Below are 22,375 nucleotides of genomic sequence, written 5' to 3'. Positions count from 1 at the left end.
GATTTTTAACTAAATTCACTTTTATAACCTCAAACCTAATCCATTGAAAACTAAATCAATGACATTAAAAACCTATACTAAGAGTTATGAATATTAAGCTAAAAGCCCTCGTTAGCATATTATTTTTGATGAGTTTTCACTCTATTAATTCTCAAATAATATCAGTTGACAATACAGTATCTCCCCAAGACTTAATAGAAAATAATTTAATTCAAGGTTGTGTTGAAGTATCAAACATTACATCACAAATTAATGGTAGTGTGAATGGCTTTTCAAGCTATGGCTATTTTAACCGAGAATTGTCAAACTTTCCTTTTGAAGATGGTATTGTATTAACCACAGGAAATGCTAATTCAGGTGGAAATACTACCAACGTCAATATACTAAATGATGGTGAAGATAACTGGGGAACTGATAGTGATTTAGAAACTGCTTTAGGAATAACTAACACTTTTAATGCAACTTCTATTGAGTTTGATTTTATTTCAATTTCAAACTTAATTCAATTTAATTACATACTAGCTTCAGAAGAGTACTTTGGAAATTTTCCTTGTGAATACTCAGATGGTTTTGCATTTTTAATAAAAGAAGCTGGCACCAATAACCCTTATGTTAATATTGCTATAATCCCTGGAACAAACATTCCTGTAAATACTAATACAATACATGATGCAATTGCTGGTTTTTGCGAAGCAGAAAATGACAATTATTTTGATGGTTACTCCATGGGAGACACTAATTACAATGGAAGAACAACAGTATTAACTGCTACTGCAGCAATACAACCAAACGTGCAATACCATATTAAATTAGTAATTGCTGATCAAACTGATGAAAACTACGATTCAGCAGTTTTTATTCAAGGTAATAGCTTTAATCCTAGTGTAGATTTAGGTCCAGATGTTAGTACCTGTGCAACTAGTTATACAATTAATGGTGATATTCAAAATCCATTAGCGACATATTCTTGGTATCAAGACAACAACTTACTTGTTGGAGAAAATAATAGTACACTAAACGTGACACAGACTGGTGAATATCGTGTAGAAATTTCTATTCCTTTAAATAATATGGATTGTATTATTGAAGACACTATAAACATTTCACTAAATTCTGAGCAACCTATTGGAGATGTTACTAACTACGAACAATGTGATGACACAAGTGCAGATGAGATAGAATCCTTTGATTTATCAACAAAATCTAATGAAATTATATCGTTATTACCTCCTTCAACTTACGATGTGACCTATCATTATTCAAGTAATGAATCTCAAAACAACTCTAATGCTATAACAGGAGTAATTCAAAACACCAGTAATCCACAAACTATTTTTGTTAGAATTGAAGACACAAATAGTGGATGTCTATCTTATGCTGAATTTAATTTAATAGTAAACCCTTTACCAAATATTTCAACTCCAACTCCAATAGTACTTTGTGATGATGGAGCTGCAGATGGTTCTACTAACATAGACCTTTCAACTATAAATAATGAGGTAACACAAGGAGACAATTCATTAATTGTTTCATACCATTATTCTCAAAACGATGCCGATAATGGCATTAATCAAATTCCTTCGGATTATGTAAACTCAAACCCTAATGAAACTTTACATATAAGAGTTGAAGATCCAAATACTGGTTGCCATAGCATAACGACACTATCAATAACAGTAATAGATAGACCAGTAGTTAATATAGATCCAGAACCTATAAATGGTTGTGATAACGATGATGATGGATTTACAAACTTTGACTTAACAACCTCTATCAATGACATTCTACAAGGATTAACAGGTGTTAGTACTACTTTCCATGAAACTTATGAAGATGCTGAAACTGGTGACAATCCAATAGCAGATGAAACCAACTATCAAAACATTGTAGAAAACGTTCAAACAGTTTATGTAAGAATTGTGGACGACATTACAGGTTGTGCTACAGTAGTTTCTTTAGATTTGCATACAAACCTTTTAGCAACTGGAACAAACATACGCAACTTTTATAATTGTGATGATGAAAGTGGTGATGGAATTTCTGATTTTGACTTAATTTACATAGCAGAAAGCATCATAAATGATCTAGAAAATGTTATCATTACTTTTTATGAAACTGAAGACGACTTAAATAATAACTCAAACCCTTTAGATAATAATATATCATATACAGTCACTAACAGTCCTCATACTATCTATCTACAAATAGAAACACCCGATTGTATTTACACAACCCAAATTGATTTAATAATCAATCCGCCTTTAGTGCTTCAACCAGTACCTATATTAGATTATTGTGATACCAATGATGATGGGGTTACATCAATAGATTTATCTTCTTTTGATAATACAATATTAAATGGCATAAACAATGCTTTTGTTCAATACCACATTTCTGAAACAGATGCAATAAACAATATAAACCCTTTACCTAACAATTTTACAAACAATAACAATCCTCAAACACTCTATGCTAGAGTTAAATATAGCAATTCAAGTTGCTATGATACAACTCCCATAGAAATTAATGTAATTCCTGCTCCAACAGTTTCCACTCCTAATGATATTGTTATTTGTGATAATGACCAAGATGGCTTTTCAATTATAAACTTGAATAATATAATCCCAGAGATTACAACAAACACAACCGATTTAACTATTAGTTTCTATAATAATATAAATGATGTAAACAACGATAATAATTCAATAAATAATATAGCAGCTTATAATGCTTCAACAGAAACCATTTATACAAGAATTGAAAGTGATATCACAGGTTGTTATGCTACAATACAAATAAATATTATTGTTAATACATTACCTATGTTCACTCCAATTTCAGATTATGAAAATTGCGAAACCGACGGTAATTCTATAGCTGATTTTTTACTAGTCCAAAAAGATGCAGAAATATTAAATGGTCAAACAGGAAAACAAGTTTTATACTTCGAAACCCAAAATGATGCAGATAATAGAACCAATATTATTGATAAAAACAATATATACAACAATACGTCAAGTCCACAGATTATATACGTAAGAGTAGAAAACCTAACAGATAGCGATTGCTACGGAACCTCATCATTTAATTTACTTGTAGGGTCTATTCCTATATTTAATCCGCCTACCAATTATTTAATATGTGATGATATTTCTAATGATGGATTTGCTGAATTTGATTTGGAAGAAAAAGTAACTGAAATATCTCAAGGAAGTCCTGAAAACTTAACAATTACCTTTTACACAAACTTAAATGATGCTGAAAATCTTCAGAATTTTATTGACTTAAACTATACTAATATTGATAATCCTCAACAAGTTTTTGCAAGAATTGATAATGGTACATACTGTTATGGTATTGCAGAATTTGGCTTAAATGTTGTGCAAGTACCAGAAGTTAACCTTCCTTCTACAATTATTACCTGTGACAATGATTATGATGGAGTTTCTAGTTTTGACTTAACAGTTTCTGAGTTTGAAATACTAGACGTTAGAAATGATGATATTGTTATTACTTATTTTGAAACCGAAGATGACTTAAACGCGGATAACAATGTAATCTCTAATCCTGATAATTATAATAATATTGCTAATCCACAAACAGTATTTGTAAAAGTTACCAATACTATTTCTAGTTGTTACGCCATAGTGCCTCTTGAGTTAGAAGTTAACCTTCCTCCTACTATTAACAATTTACCAAATATAGAAACTTGTGATAATGAGGTAGATTCATACGATTTAAACATAGCAACTACGATTTTAATAGATGATTTAACCAATGTAAATGTTGCGTACTATTTATCATTTATTGATGCTGAAAATCAACAAAATGAAATAAGCACAACTTATAATTACACATCTAATAGCGATACCATATACATAAGAGCCGATAATACTATTACTTCGTGCTTTGCCATTTCATCATTTAACTTAATAGTAAACCCACTACCAATAGCCAATCAACCAAATGATATTGAAGCTTGTGATGATGACACTAATGATGCTATTGCTGAGTTTAATCTAGATGCCCAAACCAATGCTGTTCTTGGAACTCAAGATTCTAATACATTTACTGTGTCTTATCATGATTCAGATGCGAATGCAAATAACAACAATAATGCGCTTGTTAGTCCTTATCAAGGTCAAGACAACCAAACCATATATGTACGTATTGAAAATAACATAACTGGTTGCTATAGCATTACTTCATTTTCACTTATTGTAAACCCTCATCCTGAAGTACCACAACCAATGTATAATTGTGATATCGATTATGATAGTATTACAACTTTTGACCTTACTAATAGTGAAACCGATTTATTTCCAGTGATAGATAATGATATAATTATTACTTACTTCAACTCCATGGAAGATCTTGATAATAATACAAATATCATTGCCAACCCAACTAACTATACAAACATATCTAACCCTCAAACAGTATTTATAAAAGTTTACAATACTACAGCACAATGTTATTGGTCAGTTCCTTTAGAGTTAAACGTATTATTACCTCCTGTAATTAACGATATTCCTAACATTGAAATATGTGATAATGACGCTGATACTTTTGATTTCAATAATGCTACTGAGTTATTAATTAATAATACCACTAATGTTACTACAACTTACTATTTAAGTTATAATGATGCTGAAAATCAACAAAACGCTTTAGATAATATCTATACTTACAATGGTACTAGTGAAACCATTTTTGTAAGATCAGAAATTAATACTTCTAACTGTTTTGCCATTGCTTCATTTAACCTTATTGTAAATCCTAATCCAATAGCAAATACACCTAACGATTTATATGCCTGTGATGATGATTATAATTTCTTATTAGATTTTAACCTAGGACAACAAACTAGTATTATTCTTGGAGGTCAAAACCCTAATCAATTTACAGTAACTTATCATGAATTAGAAGTAGAAGCTTTAGAAGGTACTAACCCTGTTTCTAATGTTAGTTATCAAGCCTTTGATCAGCAAACTATTTATGTAAGAGTAGAAAACAATACTACTGGTTGTTTTGACACTACACAATTTGTAACTCATGTAAATAGAAAACCATTGGTAGAAATACCTGACCAAGTTATTTGTTTAGACAATTTACCGTTAACTGTTTTTGCTGGTGAATTAGTAAATGGTGATACTTACCTTTGGTCTACTAATGAAACAGCTTCTGAAATTGAAATTGATTCAATTGGCACTTATTGGGTAACTGTTACTTCTCCTAGTGGTTGCGAAACTACTACGCATTTTAACGTTATTGAATCAGAGGCTGCTACTATTGAAGTAACTGAAGTTTTAGACTTCTCTGACCCTAATAATATTATACTTACAATCTCTGGAATTGGGAACTACCTATATATCCTTGATGATGGTGAACCTCAAGAATCAAGTATCTTCGAAAATGTAACACTTGGTTATCATACCATTACTATTATTGATCTTAATGGTTGTGCTCAAGTTACTAAAGAAGTTGTTGTTGTTGATGCTCCTAAATTTATGACACCTAATAACGATGGCTATTTTGACACTTGGCATATCATTGGAGTTGAAACACTTCCTGGAACTACTATTCAAATTTTTGATAGATATGGCAAACAATTAGCTTACTTAAGCTCTTCTTCTCAAGGTTGGGATGGAACATATAATGGTGAGTTAATGCCTGCTGCTGACTACTGGTTTGTAGCTCATGTTAAAAAAGATGATATTCAATTTGAAGTTAAAGGACATTTTGCTTTAAGGCGTTAGTATCTTTAACACTTTTTTGAATTTAAAACTAGTATTGTATGCGTATATTTGCAGTCGGAAAAATTGTAAATGAAGCATCTATTTCAAATCTTTATATGTCTTTTTTCAATTATAGCATTTAGTCAAAATGTTACAGTTGATAGTCAAACATATACACCTCAACAATTAATAGAAGATATTCTTATTGATAGTGATTGCATTGAAAATGTAGTTGTTACAAATGTGATAGGAGGAAATTTTGAAAATACTGATCAAAGTTATGGTTATTTTGATGCTACAGGTTCTACATTTCCATTTCAAAATGGAATAGTTCTAAGTACTGGTCGGTTAAGTAATGTAGAAGGTCCAAACAATAGTTTAAGTGATGATGACGCTCCAAACTGGAATGGAGATAATGACTTAGAAAATATTTTAGATGAAAGTAATACTCTTAACGCAACAATTATAGAGTTTAATTTTACTGCTATTGCAGACCAAATTAGCTTTAGATACATTTTTGCTTCAGAGGAGTATCAAGAAGGTGATTCAAGTACTTGCCAATATTCAGATTTGTTTGGTTTTCTTATTAAACCCGAAAACACAAATCAATATCAAAACATAGCATTAGTTCCAAACACACAAACTCCAGTAAAAGTAACAACTGTTCATCCAGAAATCCCTAACGGTTGTGAAGCACAAAACGAACAATACTTTGGAAGTTGGAATGACAATAATGCTCCCATTAATTTTAATGGGCAAACTGCTATTTTAACTGCTACTGCAGATATTGTTCCTAACGAAGTGTACCATGTTAAACTAGTAATTGCTGATGAGTTTAATTATAGATATGATTCTGCTGTTTTTTTAGAAGCTGGAAGTTTTCAACTCTCTACTGATTTAGGTCCAGATAGATTAATTGCTACAAACAATCCTCTTTGTCAAGATGAAACCTTAACCCTTGATGCTAATCAACCTGTTTTAAGCTCGTACGATTGGTATAAAGATGGTGTTTTACAAACTAGCACACCTAATTGTTTTAATTGTGGTTACTATACTGTATCAGAACCTGGAACTTATTCTGTTGAAGTAACTATTTTAGACGACTGTGTTGCTTATGGTGAAGTAATTATTGAATATGCTGACGACCCACTAGTTTTTGATTCCGTTTTAATTGATTGTGATATTGACCAAGATAATTTCACAGTCTATAACCTTTGGGATGCTGTTCAAGACATTACCAATAATGATGACTTACTACAAGTCTCTGGTTTTTTTATCAATGAAAATGATGCTAATCAAAACTTGAATCCAATAGCAGACCCAAGTTATTTTGAAAATACAAGTCCTAACCAAACTGTTTATGCACGTGTAGAAAATAGTTTTAGCTGTTACGCTATTGCTGAATTACAATTACAAGCGGCCTACAATAATTTATACACAAATCCTTTTACAACTTGTGATGATGATTTAGTAGATGGATTTACAAATTTCAACTTAACAAATATTCAAGCTGAAATAGCAACTTTAGTCCCTCAGGATGCTTCAATACTATTTTATGAAACCTTAGAAGATGTTTATCTAGGTAATAATTTAACTGGAGGAAATTACACAAATAACATTCCTCATAATCAGACCATTTTTACGCAAGTAATGCACAATAATCAATGTTATGCATTAGCAGAAATTGAATTAGTAGTACTTTATACACCAGTACTAGAAGACGATATTACTTCCGACAACCCAATATACTATTGTTTAAACAACTATCCTGAAACAATAACACTCTATGGTGGTGTTTTAAATGATTCACCTAGTAATTATTACTATTCATGGAATACTGGAGAAAACATGTCTTTTATTGAGGTTAACGAACCTGGAACTTACACTGTTACTGTTACCGATCCTAATGGATGTTCTAACTCCAGAAGTATTGTAGTAACATCTTCTAATATAGCTACTATAGACAATGTTATAGTTGAAGATTTATCCGTTAACAATAATATCACTATTGAAGTATCTGGTGAAGGAAATTACGAATTTGCTCTAAACAATAGCAATGGTCCATATCAGGATAGTAACTATTTTGAAAATATTCCTTCTGGTTTTCATACAGTTTATGTACGTGACAAAATTGGTTGTGGTATAGTTGAACAAATAATTTCGGTTAGAGGGTTTCCTAAATACTTCACACCTAATGACGACACCTATAAAGACACTTGGCATGTAAATGGTATAAGCTCTGAATTTCATTTAGGAACAAACGTTATTATTTTTAATCGTTATGGTAAGCTTATAAGTACTTTAAACAATCAAACTTCTGGTTGGAATGGTACTTTTAATGGTGAAGCATTGCCTTCAGACGATTATTGGTTTATAGTAACTTTTGCTGATGGCAAAGAATATCGTGGACATTTTGCACTAGTGCGATGATTAACTTAGATTTGTCATTATGCGCTTTAAAATTGAATCAGAATTTAATCCTACAGGTGACCAACCAAATGCTATTAAACAGTTAGCAGATGGTATAACTTCTAACGAACGATATCAAACACTATTGGGTGTAACTGGTTCTGGAAAAACATTTACTGTTGCAAATGTTATACAAGAAGTACAAAGACCAACTTTAGTATTAGCACATAATAAAACGCTTGCTGCTCAATTATATTCAGAGTTCAAGCAATTTTTCCCAGATAATGCTGTAGAATATTTTGTCTCATATTACGATTATTACCAACCTGAAGCTTACCTTCCAGTTACAGGTACTTATATAGAGAAAGATTTGTCTATTAACGAAGAAATAGAAAAACTGCGTTTAAGTGCAACCTCTTCTCTACTCTCTGGAAGAAGAGACGTACTAGTTGTTGCCTCAGTTTCTTGCTTGTATGGTATCGGAAATCCAGTTGAGTTTCAAAAAAATGTCATTTCTATAGAGCGAGACCAAATTATTTCTAGAACACAACTTTTACATCGTTTGGTACAAAGTTTATACTCACGTACTGAAGCTGAATTTAATCATGGTAATTTTAGAATAAAAGGTGATACAGTAGACATTTTCCCTAGTTATGCTGATAATGCCTTTAGAGTTCACTTTTTTGGTGATGAAATTGAAGATATTGAAGCATTTAATATCAATACCAACGAAGTCATTGAAAAATATGATAGACTAAATATCTATCCAGCCAATATGTTTGTGACATCTTCTGAAGTTTTACAAAATGCTATTAAAGATATTCAGGACGATTTAGTAAAACAACATGATTACTTTAAAGAAATAGGGAAACACCTTGAAGCAAAAAGACTAAAAGAACGTACTGAGTTTGACTTGGAAATGATACGTGAATTAGGTTATTGTTCAGGAATTGAAAATTACTCAAGATATTTGGATGGTAGAAATCCAGGAACAAGACCTTTCTGTTTATTAGACTATTTTCCAGACGATTATCTAATGGTAGTTGATGAAAGTCATGTGACTATTTCACAAGTTCATGCCATGTATGGCGGTGATCGTAGTCGTAAAGAAAACTTAGTAGAATATGGTTTCCGTTTACCAGCAGCCATGGATAATAGACCTTTAAAATTCGAAGAGTTTGAAGCTTTACAAAATCAGGTTATTTATGTAAGTGCAACACCTTCTGATTACGAATTAGAAAAAACCGATGGAGTTTATGTAGAGCAAGTGATTCGTCCTACAGGATTATTAGACCCTATAATTGAGGTACGTCCAAGTTTAAATCAAATTGATGATTTAATTGAAGAAATTCAAGTTCGTGTTGAAAAAGACGAACGTACTTTAGTAACTACGCTAACTAAACGTATGGCTGAAGAACTCACCAAATATTTAGCAAGAATACAAATTAGAGTACGCTATATACATAGTGATGTAGATACTTTAGAGCGTGTAGAAATCATGCAAGATTTACGTAAAGGCTTATTTGACGTATTAGTTGGTGTTAACTTATTAAGAGAAGGCCTAGATTTACCTGAGGTGTCTTTAGTAGCTATACTAGATGCTGATAAAGAAGGTTTTTTACGTTCAGCAAGATCTTTAACTCAAACCGTTGGTAGAGCTGCTCGTAACTTAAACGGAAAAGCTATTATGTATGCAGATAAGATTACTAAAAGCATGCAAAAAACAATAGATGAAACCAATTATAGAAGAGAAAAACAAATAAACTATAATACTCAAAACAATATTACTCCTAAGGCTTTAAATAAAAGTTTAGACAATGCATTAACACAAAACTCAGTTAGTAGTTACTATTACGAACAAGAAGCACTAAAAGCTGCAGAGCCAGAAAGTGACTATTTAAATAAAGCTGAATTAGAGAAAAAAATACGAGATACCAGAAAACAAATGGAAGCAGCCGCAAAAGATCTAGATTTTATGCTTGCTGCTCAATTAAGAGATAAAATAAAAGCTTACCAAAGTAAGCTTGAAGAACTAATTTAGTTGTACTGTACCTTAAAGATATCAATTAAGAAATCTGGTGGTACCATTTTATTAGGAAAACTTTCCATTAAGTCTAATACCTTATTTATTGACTCATGACTTAAACCCATCCTAAGTCCAAAATTATGAAGTCTCACAAGTTCTTTTACTGGAATTTCTTTATCTAAATTCATCAATAAAACCAATCTATGAAACTGCACAATACGTTCGCTATGCGATTTTAAATGTACATGTGTCACTGGATTGTCCAATAAATAATCAAAATCTTCTCTTGTTATTTGAAGTTGTTTAGCAACTCCAAGAAGAAAATTATACTCTATATCTTTTAAGCTATTATCAATTCTCGCAAATGCTATCATCTCTGACAGTAAACTCAACTTTTCAACACGATTTATCATTGCGGTAAGGGATTAATTAATTACAGTATAAAATTACACAGATTAATATATTTATAATCCACCATAATTTGTAGCTCGTCGAAAAATTGTTGGGAGTTTATCGAAATTATACTACGTTTATACGAAATAAAAATGCAATGATTTGATTTTCAGTATTTTACATTCAGAACTAAAAATATCAAATTAAACTAAACTCAAACTCTAAAAGTTAAAGATCTAAATAGGATAAATTAAATGAAATAAAAAACTCTCAAGTATCCTTGAGAGTTTTCGTGACTAACATTAATTAATAAAATAATTAATTGTTTACTGTCCAGGTTGTAACCTCACTGGAACAATAAATTTCTTATAGTTTGTTTTGTAAGCCGATGGTAATTCTTTGTAATTCAATCTACTTTTAATAAATTTCTCTACTAAATTCTCATCCGAATCTACATCCAAAACAACCATTTCATTGTCTTTGTTTAACATAAAAGTAACCTTAGTAACTACTTCGTCTTTTAATGTGAAGTAAGGGTCTTTTAATAATTCACTAATTTCTTCTGAAAGTTCTACAGGTTGTACTGCATCATTTGTGTTACTAGCTAAAACTGTTCCACTAAAAGCAAAAACAGCAACTAATAATAATGTTTTTAAATGTCTCATAATTGTTCGTTTTAAATTGATTGTAAAATTGATTGATACCTTATAGACTGTATATTTTTCTATTTGTTACACCAATTAATAAAACTTAACATTTATTAATACATTTTTAACATTTCAATTATTTAGAGAATATTCATAAAAAAAGAGCAACTTTATGGGTTGCCCTTCTTTAAAATATTATTTTTTAGTCTTACGCTAAAACTGCTTGTACCTTATCAGCAGCTTCTTGGAACTCAACTGCACTTTGTACATCAAGACCAGAACTGTCTATTAATTCTTTAGCGATGTCAGCATTTGTACCTTGTAAACGTACAATAATTGGAACTTGAATAGCATCACCCATATTCTTGTAAGCATCAACTACACCTTGAGCAACACGATCACATCTTACAATACCTCCAAAAATATTGATTAATATAGCTTTTACATTAGGATCTTTAAGGATAATTCTAAATGCAGCCTCTACTCTAGCAGCATCAGCAGTTCCTCCAACATCTAAGAAGTTAGCAGGATCACCTCCAGCTTGCTTAATTAAATCCATAGTTGCCATTGCTAATCCAGCACCATTAACCATACATCCAACATTACCATCTAAATCTACATAGTTAAGACCTAATGCACCAGCTTCAACTTCAATTGGATTTTCTTCACGTAAATCACGTAATTCAGCTAAATCTTTATGTCTAAATAAAGCATTGTCATCTAAAGTAACTTTAGCATCTACTGCCATTATTTTATCATCACTTGTTTTTAATACAGGATTAATTTCAAATAAAGATGAATCAGACTTTACATAAGCAGTATATAATGACGTTACAAACTTTGTCATGTCTTTAAATGCTGCTCCAGATAATCCTAAATTAAAAGCTACTTTACGAGCTTGAAAAGGTAAAATTCCTGTTGCAGGATCAATTTCTTCTGTAAAGATTAAATGTGGTGTTTCTTCAGCTACAGTTTCAATATCCATTCCACCTTCAGTAGAATACATAATCATATTACGTCCATTGCTTCTATTTAAAAGAACTGACATATAATATTCTTCTGGTTCAGAATCTCCAGGGTAATATACATCTTCAGCTACTAAAACTTGGTGTACACGCTTACCTTCAGCAGAAGTTTGAGGTGTTACTAAGTCCATTCCAATAATATCTCCAGCAATAGTTTTAACCTCGTCTAAATTTTTAGCAAGCTTAACTCCACCACCTTTACCACGTCCACCAGCATGAACTTGTGCTTTTATAACGTGCCAACCTGTACCAGTTTCTTCAGTTAATTTTTTTGCTGCTTCAACCGCTTCGTCAGCATTTTGTGCAACAATACCACGTTGAATACGTACGCCAAAGCTGCTTAATAATTCTTTTCCTTGATATTCGTGTAAATTCATCTTATTAAAAGTAAAATTTTTGTGTGACAAAAGTAAATAATCACATTTACTTACCCTAATATTTAATTATGAAAAAGTACATCTATTTTAGATTGATTGTTATATAATTAACAACTTGTTTAAAATATGTAATTATAGGATTGTTTAATTTTTATCTACTCTCAAAAAAATACCTTTGAAAAAATTTTTGGTTATGCAACAGCAACAATTATTAAAAATAGCAAATGAATACGGAAGCCCACTTTATGTGTATAATGCTCAGAAAATTGAATCACAATATAAACGCCTAACCAATGCTTTTGATAAAGTAAAAAAATTAAAAGTAAATTATGCTGCAAAAGCATTAACCAATGTATCTATATTAAAGTTTATCAATTCTTTAGGAGCTGGACTAGATACAGTTTCTATTCAAGAAGTAAAACTAGGGTTACATGCAGGTTTTAAAGCCAATGATATTATTTTCACACCTAATGGTGTATCACTAACAGAAATAGAAGAAGTTGCTAAACTTGGTGTTCAAATTAACATTGATAATCTAGCAATATTAGAACAATTTGGTTCAAAACATCCTAAGATTCCAGTTTGTATTAGAATAAATCCACATGTTATGGCTGGAGGAAATACTAATATATCTGTGGGACATATTGATTCAAAATTTGGCATTTCCATTCATCAAATTCCACATATTTTAAGAATAGTAGAAAACACCAAAATGAAAATAAATGGAGTGCATATGCATACAGGAAGTGACATATTAGACATTGATGTATTTCTTTATGCTAGCGAAATATTATTTAATACAGCTAAACATTTTGACAACCTAGAATTTATTGATTTTGGTTCTGGTTTTAAGGTACCTTATAAAGAAGGCGACATAGAAACAAATATTGAAGAATTTGGAAAAAAATTAACCACACGTTTTAAAACTTTTTGTAAAAACTATGGTAAGGAACTAACACTTGCCTTTGAACCAGGCAAATTTTTGGTATCAGAATCGGGATATTTTTTAACAAAAGTAAACTCTATAAAACAAACTACCTCAACAGTATTCGCTCAAGTAGACACAGGTTTTAATCATTTGATTAGACCAATGCTTTATGGATCACGTCATGAAATTGAAAATATTTCTAACCCTAAAGGCAATCAACGTTTTTACTCAGTTGTAGGTTATATTTGCGAAACAGACACTTTTGCTAATAATAGAAGAATAAATGAAATTACCGAAGGTGATATTTTAGCATTCAAAAATGCTGGTGCTTATTGCTTTAATATGTCTAGTAATTACAATTCACGTTATAGACCTGCTGAAGTGCTTTGGTATAACAACAAAGCGCATTTAATTAGAAAACGAGAAACTTTTGAAGACCTCTTAAAAAATCAAATTGAAATATCATTTTAACTCATTAAGCATCAAATATACTTGGTGCTTTTTTTTATCTTTAGTAAATAACTAACCATTATTTACGTGAAATATATTCAACTAACACTAACACTAACATTACTTCTTATTTTTAGTTGTAAAAGCAAGAAGCATACATTTAATCTTATAGAAAAAGTACTACAATCAGAAAAAGAAATAATAAGAACAGTAGCAAATAATGCAGACAACCATGAATTACAAATAATGCTAACTAAAATTAACAGAAATAACAGCACAGTTATTTTTGAAGATTATCAATATCATGTTAATGACAGCAATTATTTTTATCCTGCAAGTACAGTGAAACTTCCTGTCTCTATATTAGCTTTAGAAAAAATAAACCAACAAAAAAACATTACTCTTGATACACCTTTTAATATTAAAGGAGATACCTTGATTACATCTTTTAGGAAAGACATTACAGATATTTTTGCTGTAAGTAGTAATGATACTTATAATAGACTTTATGAGTATTTAGGAAGCGACTTCATAAATAATTCATTAAACAGCAAAGGACTTACACCTGTTAAAATATCGCATAGACTATCTACTAAAAACGCATATAATTTAAAAACAAAGCCACTTGAATTTAGACAAAACGATTCAACATTTATTACAACAAAATCAATACAAAACAACGCAATAAAAGCGCTTAATTTATCTAAACTAAAAAAAGGGATTGGGTTTTATAAAAATGACTCGTTAATAAATAAACCAATGGATTTTTCTAAAAAAAACTACTACCCACTAACCACCCAACACAATGTTATGAAACGCTTAATGTTTCCAGAAAAATATAGCGTTGAGGAACAATTTAAACTTAATGAAAAACAACGCAATTTTATTATTAAATCAATGGCATTATTGCCTAGAGAAGTAGGTTATGATCCCAAAGAGTACTATGATGGTTATGTGAAATTCTTTTTGTTTGGTGACTCTAAGAAAAAAATCCCTGAACATATTAAAATTTATAATAAAGTAGGATATGCATATGGTTATTTAACCGATTGTGCTTATATAAAAGACACTAAACATGAAATTGAATATATATTATCAGCCACCATACATGTAAATTCTAATAAAGTTTACAACGACAATAATTATGAGTATGAAAGTATTGGCATTCCTTTTCTAGCCTTATTTGGCAGAGAATTACACCAGTATTTAATTAACACAAAAACTAATTGATAATTCACTAATTAAAACTTTACTGAAAATTAATGATTAAAAAACCTAAAAGCCAATTTATTAACACTACCTTTACCACATTAAATTATTATTATAGTGAACACAGGAACAGTAAAATTTTTCAATGACACCAAAGGTTTTGGTTTCATTACAGAAGAAGGTTCAAACACAGAGTACTTTGTACACATCTCTGGTTTAGTTGACGAAATTAGACAAGGTGATACTGTAGAGTTTGAATTAAAAGAAGGTAAAAAAGGAATGAACGCAGTAAACGTTAAAGTTATTTAATATACAGCATTATTTTTTTAGAACTAAAAAAGCCTATCAATAATTGATAGGCTTTTTCTTTATCTATAAATATTATTCATTACTCTTTTCCGTCAACATAATCTTGTAAGTAAGTATAACGTGGTGTAAGCTTCCCATTCTCTGTCATTTTTGCTCTTTCTAAAATACCATCTTTATCTCCATTATAAAATGCAGGAATTACATACTCTAAAAATGCATCACCAAATCCTTCACTAGCATCTTTTGGCAATTCACAAGGCAAATTATCTACAGCCATAACTGTAATTGCGCCTTCAGCATTATAAGCCACTTCTTCTTCAGTTTGTGGATTATATCCATAAAATGGGTCTGCAATAGTTGAAGGTTTAATAGTACTCGCTACTGGACCATCAATATCACAAGATACATCTGCTACTAAATTGATTTTAAAATCTGGATGCTTAGCATCCTCTCTTGTAAATAAGTATGGTGCGCCATCGCCATAAAAATGTCCAGCTATAAAAAAATCGGTAACCTTAGCATAAGGCATAAAATTACTTTCATAACCACTTGGATCCTTATAAAACTCATATTTATCTCCAGCCTTACCGTCAGTTCTCTTATTGTACTCCATAACATCTGCTCTACAGTACACAGGCTCAGAAAACTCAGAAGTTAAATATAAAGTATCACTAACTTCTTTAATCTTTAAATGGTCTAAGATTTCTTTAGCTCCAAGAGCAACTTTTCCAGTACCAGTAAGTAGTATTTTAATATTTGGCAAAGTAATTTTATCAAGTTCTGCTTTTACAGCATTTAAATCTGGTAAATGCTCAACTTTTGGTAAATTAAAAATACCATCTCTTAATCCCAATGCTCGCAACCCATTATAAGCACCAACTAAACCAGCATAGCGACCAAAACCAATTAATCTCGAATTATTTTCACGCACAATCGTTTCATGATCATACATTTCAATATTCTTACTTAGCATTGCTTTTAACAGCTTTCTATTATAAGGTTGCTTTTTTATAGTATGAGAAAAATAAAAATATTTTTTATTAGGAATTAAAGCCTCAACAGGCACTTCTTTTACACCAAGCATTACATCGCAATCACTAACATCGGCAGTCACTTCAAACCCTTCATCTTGATATTGTTTGTCTGAAAAAATTCTAATATCAGACGTTTCTATTTTAAATTTTGCTTCGGGAAATTTAGCTTTAGCTTCAGCAAGTTTTTCAGGAGAAAATACAACACGACGATCTGGCGGATTTTTACGCTCTTTAATAATTGCAAATTTCATAAAATTGTCTTGGTATAGATTTTGCACGAAAATAATAGGATTTAAGCGTATGCACAACTTTTTTTGTAACTTCGCAATCCTTTTGAGAAAAAGGACGTTCTTTTTAAATATAATTCTAATAATGATTTAGAATAAAATGGGGTCGACTGGTTTTGACAGCGAGATCTGTTAAACTGTAAGCACGTCGCGTTATGACATTGAAACGCGTTAAAGGCTATGTCAAATTTTAAACGGCGAGAATAACTACGCTTTAGCTGCTTAATAACTGAATTATAGTAAGTTCAAGCCTCGGCACACAAGGTGTGTAAGCTAAATGTCTCTTGAAAGCCTTGGTTTATGGCGTTCTACTTAGAGGCATCGTAAAAGTAAACCTAGAATTTTTAGTGCTTCGATAAAAATTCGAAACTTAAGAAGCTAAGTTTTAAGTAGGCAGTTTTTAGTCAGCTTATTATCGAAAACCAATTAAAAACTAAGCGTGTAGAAAGCACTTTGGTAGCTTGTTTGGACGAGGGTTCGATTCCCTCCGACTCCACAAAAACCCTTGTAAAACACTATATTTACAAGGGTTTTATTTTTTAGTAGACAAATTAGGTGACAATTTCAGTAATCATGTAATAAAATCTCTACATTTTTATAACTTTATACAAACAAACTAGAAAATAATTCTAGGTATATATAATAAAAATATACTCCCTAGGGAGTATATTCATACGTTGGCGTGCATTGAAAAATGAACAAAATTTTCAAAAGAATATTAATTGGAATTGGAATTGTTGCAGGAGTTTGGCTTGCTGGGTATTTAATTCTTTATGGTTTAGTATGGCATATGTTCAATGTTGGATGCGGAATGGATGATGGACCGTTTGAAGCAGTATTGGTTGATCAAATTGAATTAACTGAAACGTCACAGTATTTTGAATTATCAGAAGGAGGTAAATTGATTTTAGAGAATCGGAATGATACTTTGTCTCCTATCATTTCACTAATTGAACATGGTAAGGTGAAATGGACTTTAGATACAGATACTCGGAACACGGAAGGTTACGAATCAACGAGAATTTGGAAAATTAGCAATTTGCAGATAACGAATAGTACAAATCCGATTAATTTAAGGTTTACTGGACATTGGACCTATGGGGCAGAACAAGGCTCCATGGAAATTGATAGAGAAGATGGAGATAATAGGTTCTGCTTGAGTTGGTAAAAAATAACGACACGCCAACAACGGGTATAATCAATGGCTCTAACCTGGCTTTCAAGCGAAAATCAAAGATGAAATACAAACAATTAAATAAAAACAACATCGGTGATTGAGCCACTGCTCATACCCAAACCGTTGTCAATAATTTAAAAGGATCTGCTTCATGTACAAAAATCTTTTAATACTCATTCTAACAACATTAATAACTTCTTGTGTTCAAAAAGAAAAGAACTTTAATGAAAGTGATTTACTTGGTAAATGGACAATGTATCGTGGAGAAGTTATTATAGACGGACAAGTTTATGAAAATCCTCCAACTGCAGGAGAATTAATTGGGTTTGAATTTTACAAAGACAAAACTGGATTAACTACTCATGTTGAAGGAATGTTTACGTGGGAATTAAAAGAAGATAATCGATTAATTTCAAAGAGGGATAGTATTAAGTGGAATTATACCATTAAGTATAAATCCAACACTGAAATTGAGTTTATAGAGGACAAAAACGATAGAGTTTTTGTTTGGAAAATGCGTAAAGGTTGGGAATAAATTATTGCCAATAATGGCTATAATCTATTGCTATTTATTTACAATTCAAAACATTGTGTATATTTACTCGGCTTACGATTCCTACATAAAAATGACAGAAACAGTAAATAAACTTGAACAATTATTGTTTGACGGATTAGAATATATAGCTCAAGCTTCTGAAGCTGAATTGAGTTATAAAGTATCTGCTAAAAAATGGTCTAAGAAAGAAATTCTAGGACATTTAATTGACTCTGGAGTTAACAACCTTCAAAGGTTTACAGAAATTCAATTTAATAATAAACCTTACTCAATTAAAAAATACAATCAAAATGAATTAGTTAAGATAAATAATTATCAAAACTCAGATACAACAGCTCTTGCGGAGTTTTGGAAAGCTATTAATACTCGAATTATTTTTATAATAAAAAATCAAACAGAGAAAACACTTCACTATAAAGTTAAACTAGAAAAAGATACAATTACAAACTTAAGATTTTTAATAAAAGATTATGTAGAGCATTTAGAACACCACTTAAAACAAATAATGGCCTAAAATTGATAATAATAACCTTTCAAACAAAAGTCAACCTCTACTAACATTTTGTTTTTACTATATTTATAAAAAAAGAATATGGAAAAAACAGTTAGTGAAGCAATTGCATATAGACGTTCATGTAGAGTTTATAAAAATGAGCCTATTGACGCTCAAAAAGTAAAACAATGTCTTGAAAATGCAGCTTTAGCTCCAACAAGTTCAAACTTACAACTTTGGGAGTTTTACCATATTACTAATAAAGATAAAATTAAAGAATTATCTAAAGCTTGTTTTAATCAAAACGCAGCCAAAACAGCACAACAATTAGTTGTTATTGTTGCTAGAAAAGATTTATGGCGTAAAAGAGCCAAAGCAAACATAGCCTTTTTAAATACTGCTTTTGATAAACCAAATCTTGAGTCTCATTTACAAAAGCGTAAAACAATGGCCACTAATTATTACAAAAAGTTAATCCCAACTGTCTATGCTGACTTTTTAGGAATCTTTGGTTTTATAAAGTTTATTGTTTTTCAAATTGTTGGATTATTTAAGCCCATTTATAGACAAGTTCGCCAAAGTGATATGCGTATAGTAGCTCATAAAAGCGCTGGATTAGCTGCGCAAAACTTTATGATAAGTATGGCTGCTATTGGCTATGATACTTGTCCTATGGAAGGCAGTGACACTTTAAGGGTTAAAAACATATTAAATATACCATCAAGTGCCGAAATAAACATGATAATTGGTTGTGGAATTAGAGAAGACAAAGGTATTTATGGTCCTAGGTTTAGGGTTCCTTTTGAAGATGTTTATTATAAAATCTAACTTCGTTACTTACTAGACCTCATTATATAGATATGCAACAAAACAAGGCACTTGAACTCGCTTATAACTTTATTGAAAATACAGATAGAAATGTATTTTTAACTGGAAAAGCTGGTACAGGAAAAACCACTTTTTTACATCGTATAAAATCCGAGTCTTTAAAAAGAATGGTAGTGGTTGCTCCAACTGGTGTAGCTGCAATTAATGCTAAAGGCGTGACTATTCATTCCTTTTTTCAATTGCCTTTTGGGCCAATTATACCCAACACTCAAAGTCCATATTCCGACCGTATTCAACGTAAGTTCAGCAAGACCAAGATTGATATTATTAAGTCTTTAGACCTTGTGATTATTGATGAAATTAGTATGGTACGTGCCGATGTGTTAGATGGTATTGATGATGTCTTACGCAGATATAAAGATCGTAACAAAGTATTTGGTGGCGCTCAGGTATTAATGATTGGAGATTTGCAGCAATTAGCACCTGTGATTCGTCCAGATGAATGGCAACTGCTCAAAAGTCATTATCAAAATGCATTTTTCTTTAGCAGTAAAGCCTATCAGCAGTCGCAACCTATCAATATTGAGTTGAAGCATATTTACCGTCAGCAGAATGAAGCGTTTATTTCGGTATTAAATGAAGTGCGACACAACACCTTGTCTGAAGCGTCTCTAAAGATATTAAACGACAGATACCAACCCAATTTTGAACCTAAGGAAAACGCAGGTTATATCACCTTAACAACACACAATAGAAAAGCGGACAAGATCAACCAAAGTAAACTGGATGCGCTTGATACCAAAATGCGCGTTTATACGGCTGAGATTTATCAAAACTTTAGCGAAAAGAACTTTCCAAATGATGAACATCTAGAACTTAAATTAGGTGCTCAAGTGATGTTTATTAAAAACGATAGCTCTTTTGAAAAACGCTATTACAATGGTAAAATCGGAACCATAACGGCTTTACAACAAGATAGTGTTACTGTAAAATGTGCTGAAGATGATATCATTGAAGCGGATGTTGAAACTTGGGAAAACATCAAATACAATCTCAATAAAGACACTCAAGAAATCACTGAAGTGCTTGAAGGTTCGTATACACAAGTGCCATTGAGATTGGCTTGGGCAATTACCATTCATAAAAGTCAAGGTTTAACCTTTGATCATGCTATTATTGATGCCGAAGCGTCTTTTGTGCATGGACAAACCTATGTGGCTTTGAGTCGTTGCAAGACCTTAGAAGGTATGGTTTTAAAAACACCAATTACCGACACAAGTATTGTTAATGATAATACTGTGGATGCCTTTAATCAATATGTGGAAGAGAACGAACCTACGACTAAAGATTTAGAACAATCCAAAAAGCAGTTCCAACTAAATCTGATTGCGGCATTGTTCAATTTTCATGACTTTTTGCGTCCTGTACAACGTTTAATTGACATTTATTACAGCAACCAAACTGCGATTGAAGGCACAATGATTGAACCTTTAAACACCATTAAAGATCAAGGTGTTATTCCGCTGCTCAAAGTTGCTAATGGATTTAAAGCGCAACTTCAGCAATTAAGTCAGGATATTGATACTATTGAAACCGATGATACTATACAAGAGCGTTACCAAAAAGGCTTAAGCTATTTTAAAACTCAAACCCAGAATTTTATCAAAACGCCTTTAGATAGAATTCAATACACTACAGATAATAAACAAGTAGAAAAAGACCTCAAAAAACAGCTGCAAACACTCGATCAAAAGCTGATTGAAAAACTGTATTGTTTTGAGCATTTAGACGATACCTTTGCTACCACTCAGTTTTTAAAAGTTCGTGCTAAAGCAAGCTTAGAAGAACCAAAGCAAAAACGAAAATCTTCAGTGAAAGTGAATCTTACACATCAAGATCTGTTTGAAGAACTACGTTATTTGAGAGATACTATTGCTATGACCGAAAATGTGAATCACTTTCAAGTATTCACACAAAAATCACTCTATGAAATCTGTGATGTTTTACCAACCACACCCAAGCAATTACGCAAGATTAGTGGTATGGGAAAAATTCGTGTGCAAAAATATGGCGAAGAGATTTTAGACCTCATCAAAGACTATTGCAAACTCAACAATATTGAAATTGAGGAAGAGGAACCCGAACTTATCAAGCCCAAGGTCAACACCAAACAAGTGACTTATGAATTGTTTAAAAGTGGCTTATCTATTGAAGAAATTGCTGAAAAGCGCAATTTAGTGATTGGAACTATTGAAAGTCATTTGGCTCATTATATTTCGGAAGGTGAATTGGACATTACAGATCTCATTCCACAAAAGAAACTTGAAAAAGCTAAACGCTTGATTAATTCTGCTGGTTATGAACGTTTAAGCGAAGTGAAAGATATTTTGGGTGACGACTATTCTTGGGGAGAACTACGTATGATTTTGGCTTGGCTAAATAAAACCGCGTAATTATAATTACGTTTCATTTATAACAACTTTTCAAGA

Annotated in this window: 15 protein-coding genes and 1 other RNA gene; 12 read left to right on the top strand and 4 right to left on the bottom strand. The window is 31.4% G+C overall.

The annotated features are described in order from the left end of the window. Positions 1–128: 128 nt before the first annotated feature. The 3 genes from ACLII3_RS11690 to uvrB all read left to right on the top strand — a co-directional run bounded on the left by ACLII3_RS11690 (position 129) and on the right by uvrB (position 10,188). Entirely contained in the window at positions 129–5,759 is a 5,631-nt protein-coding gene (locus ACLII3_RS11690) for a choice-of-anchor L domain-containing protein (protein ID WP_412984415.1), read from the top strand. Between the two features lie 69 nt (positions 5,760–5,828). Then, positions 5,829–8,168 (top strand): choice-of-anchor L domain-containing protein, encoded by a 2,340-nt coding sequence (locus ACLII3_RS11685; RefSeq protein ID WP_412984414.1) that lies wholly within the window; start codon positions 5,829–5,831, stop codon positions 8,166–8,168. Between the two features lie 19 nt (positions 8,169–8,187). Beyond that, a complete protein-coding gene (gene uvrB / locus ACLII3_RS11680; RefSeq protein WP_412984413.1) occupies positions 8,188–10,188 on the top strand; it encodes an excinuclease ABC subunit UvrB in 2,001 nt (666 codons plus the stop codon). Here uvrB and ACLII3_RS11675 read toward each other — a convergent pair. From ACLII3_RS11675 to sucC, 3 genes are all read right to left on the bottom strand, one after another. Beyond that, positions 10,185–10,586, bottom strand: coding sequence for a TerB family tellurite resistance protein (locus ACLII3_RS11675; protein WP_412984412.1), 402 nt, complete (start codon positions 10,584–10,586; stop codon positions 10,185–10,187). The two genes, uvrB and ACLII3_RS11675, sit on opposite strands and share 4 nt — an antisense overlap. 306 nt (positions 10,587–10,892) lie before the next feature. Beyond that, entirely contained in the window at positions 10,893–11,231 is a 339-nt protein-coding gene (locus tag ACLII3_RS11670; protein ID WP_412984411.1) for a hypothetical protein, read from the bottom strand. A gap of 190 nt (positions 11,232–11,421) precedes the next feature. Continuing rightward, a complete protein-coding gene (gene sucC, locus ACLII3_RS11665) occupies positions 11,422–12,615 on the bottom strand; it encodes an ADP-forming succinate--CoA ligase subunit beta (RefSeq protein ID WP_412984410.1) in 1,194 nt (397 codons plus the stop codon). A gap of 193 nt (positions 12,616–12,808) precedes the next feature. Between sucC and lysA the strand changes: the two genes are divergently transcribed. The 3 genes from lysA to ACLII3_RS11650 all read left to right on the top strand — a co-directional run bounded on the left by lysA (position 12,809) and on the right by ACLII3_RS11650 (position 15,511). Next, positions 12,809–14,014 carry a diaminopimelate decarboxylase gene (gene lysA, locus ACLII3_RS11660; RefSeq protein ID WP_412984409.1) on the top strand — a complete coding sequence of 402 codons (1,206 nt, stop codon included), beginning with the start codon at positions 12,809–12,811 and terminating at the stop codon, positions 14,012–14,014. Positions 14,015–14,080: 66 nt separating this feature from the next. Then, complete coding sequence (locus ACLII3_RS11655; RefSeq protein ID WP_412984408.1) at positions 14,081–15,223, top strand: serine hydrolase; 1,143 nt, start codon at positions 14,081–14,083, stop codon at positions 15,221–15,223. A gap of 96 nt (positions 15,224–15,319) precedes the next feature. Continuing rightward, positions 15,320–15,511 carry a cold-shock protein gene (locus tag ACLII3_RS11650; protein ID WP_412984407.1) on the top strand — a complete coding sequence of 64 codons (192 nt, stop codon included), beginning with the start codon at positions 15,320–15,322 and terminating at the stop codon, positions 15,509–15,511. A gap of 79 nt (positions 15,512–15,590) precedes the next feature. Here ACLII3_RS11650 and ACLII3_RS11645 read toward each other — a convergent pair whose 3' ends face one another. After that, positions 15,591–16,796: an NAD(P)-dependent oxidoreductase gene (locus ACLII3_RS11645; RefSeq protein WP_412984406.1), complete on the bottom strand. Its 1,206-nt coding sequence runs from the start codon at positions 16,794–16,796 to the stop codon at positions 15,591–15,593. Positions 16,797–16,934: 138 nt separating this feature from the next. Here ACLII3_RS11645 and ssrA point away from each other — a divergent pair. The 6 genes from ssrA to ACLII3_RS11615 all read left to right on the top strand — a co-directional run bounded on the left by ssrA (position 16,935) and on the right by ACLII3_RS11615 (position 22,339). Next, positions 16,935–17,331: a transfer-messenger RNA gene (ssrA, locus tag ACLII3_RS11640) on the top strand. 312 nt (positions 17,332–17,643) lie between these two features. Next, positions 17,644–18,000, top strand: coding sequence for a hypothetical protein (locus ACLII3_RS11635; protein WP_412984405.1), 357 nt, complete (start codon positions 17,644–17,646; stop codon positions 17,998–18,000). A 160-nt stretch (positions 18,001–18,160) separates the two neighbouring features. Then, a complete protein-coding gene (locus tag ACLII3_RS11630; protein ID WP_412984404.1) occupies positions 18,161–18,544 on the top strand; it encodes a hypothetical protein in 384 nt (127 codons plus the stop codon). Positions 18,545–18,635: 91 nt separating this feature from the next. Continuing rightward, the gene (locus ACLII3_RS11625; protein ID WP_412984403.1) at positions 18,636–19,079 is read left to right on the top strand and encodes a DinB family protein; all 444 of its coding nucleotides are present in this window, start codon (positions 18,636–18,638) and stop codon (positions 19,077–19,079) included. Between the two features lie 78 nt (positions 19,080–19,157). Next, the gene (locus ACLII3_RS11620; RefSeq protein ID WP_412984402.1) at positions 19,158–19,886 is read left to right on the top strand and encodes a nitroreductase family protein; all 729 of its coding nucleotides are present in this window, start codon (positions 19,158–19,160) and stop codon (positions 19,884–19,886) included. Between the two features lie 32 nt (positions 19,887–19,918). Further along, a complete protein-coding gene (locus tag ACLII3_RS11615; RefSeq protein WP_412984401.1) occupies positions 19,919–22,339 on the top strand; it encodes a helix-turn-helix domain-containing protein in 2,421 nt (806 codons plus the stop codon). The last annotated feature ends 36 nt before the right edge of the window (positions 22,340–22,375 follow it).

Source organism: Pontimicrobium sp. IMCC45349, from assembly GCF_047219225.1.
Classification (GTDB): Bacteria; Bacteroidota; Bacteroidia; order Flavobacteriales; family Flavobacteriaceae; genus IMCC45349.
The sequence above is the reverse complement of the archived record's forward strand: the minus strand, read 5'-3'. Positions and strand labels throughout refer to the sequence as shown.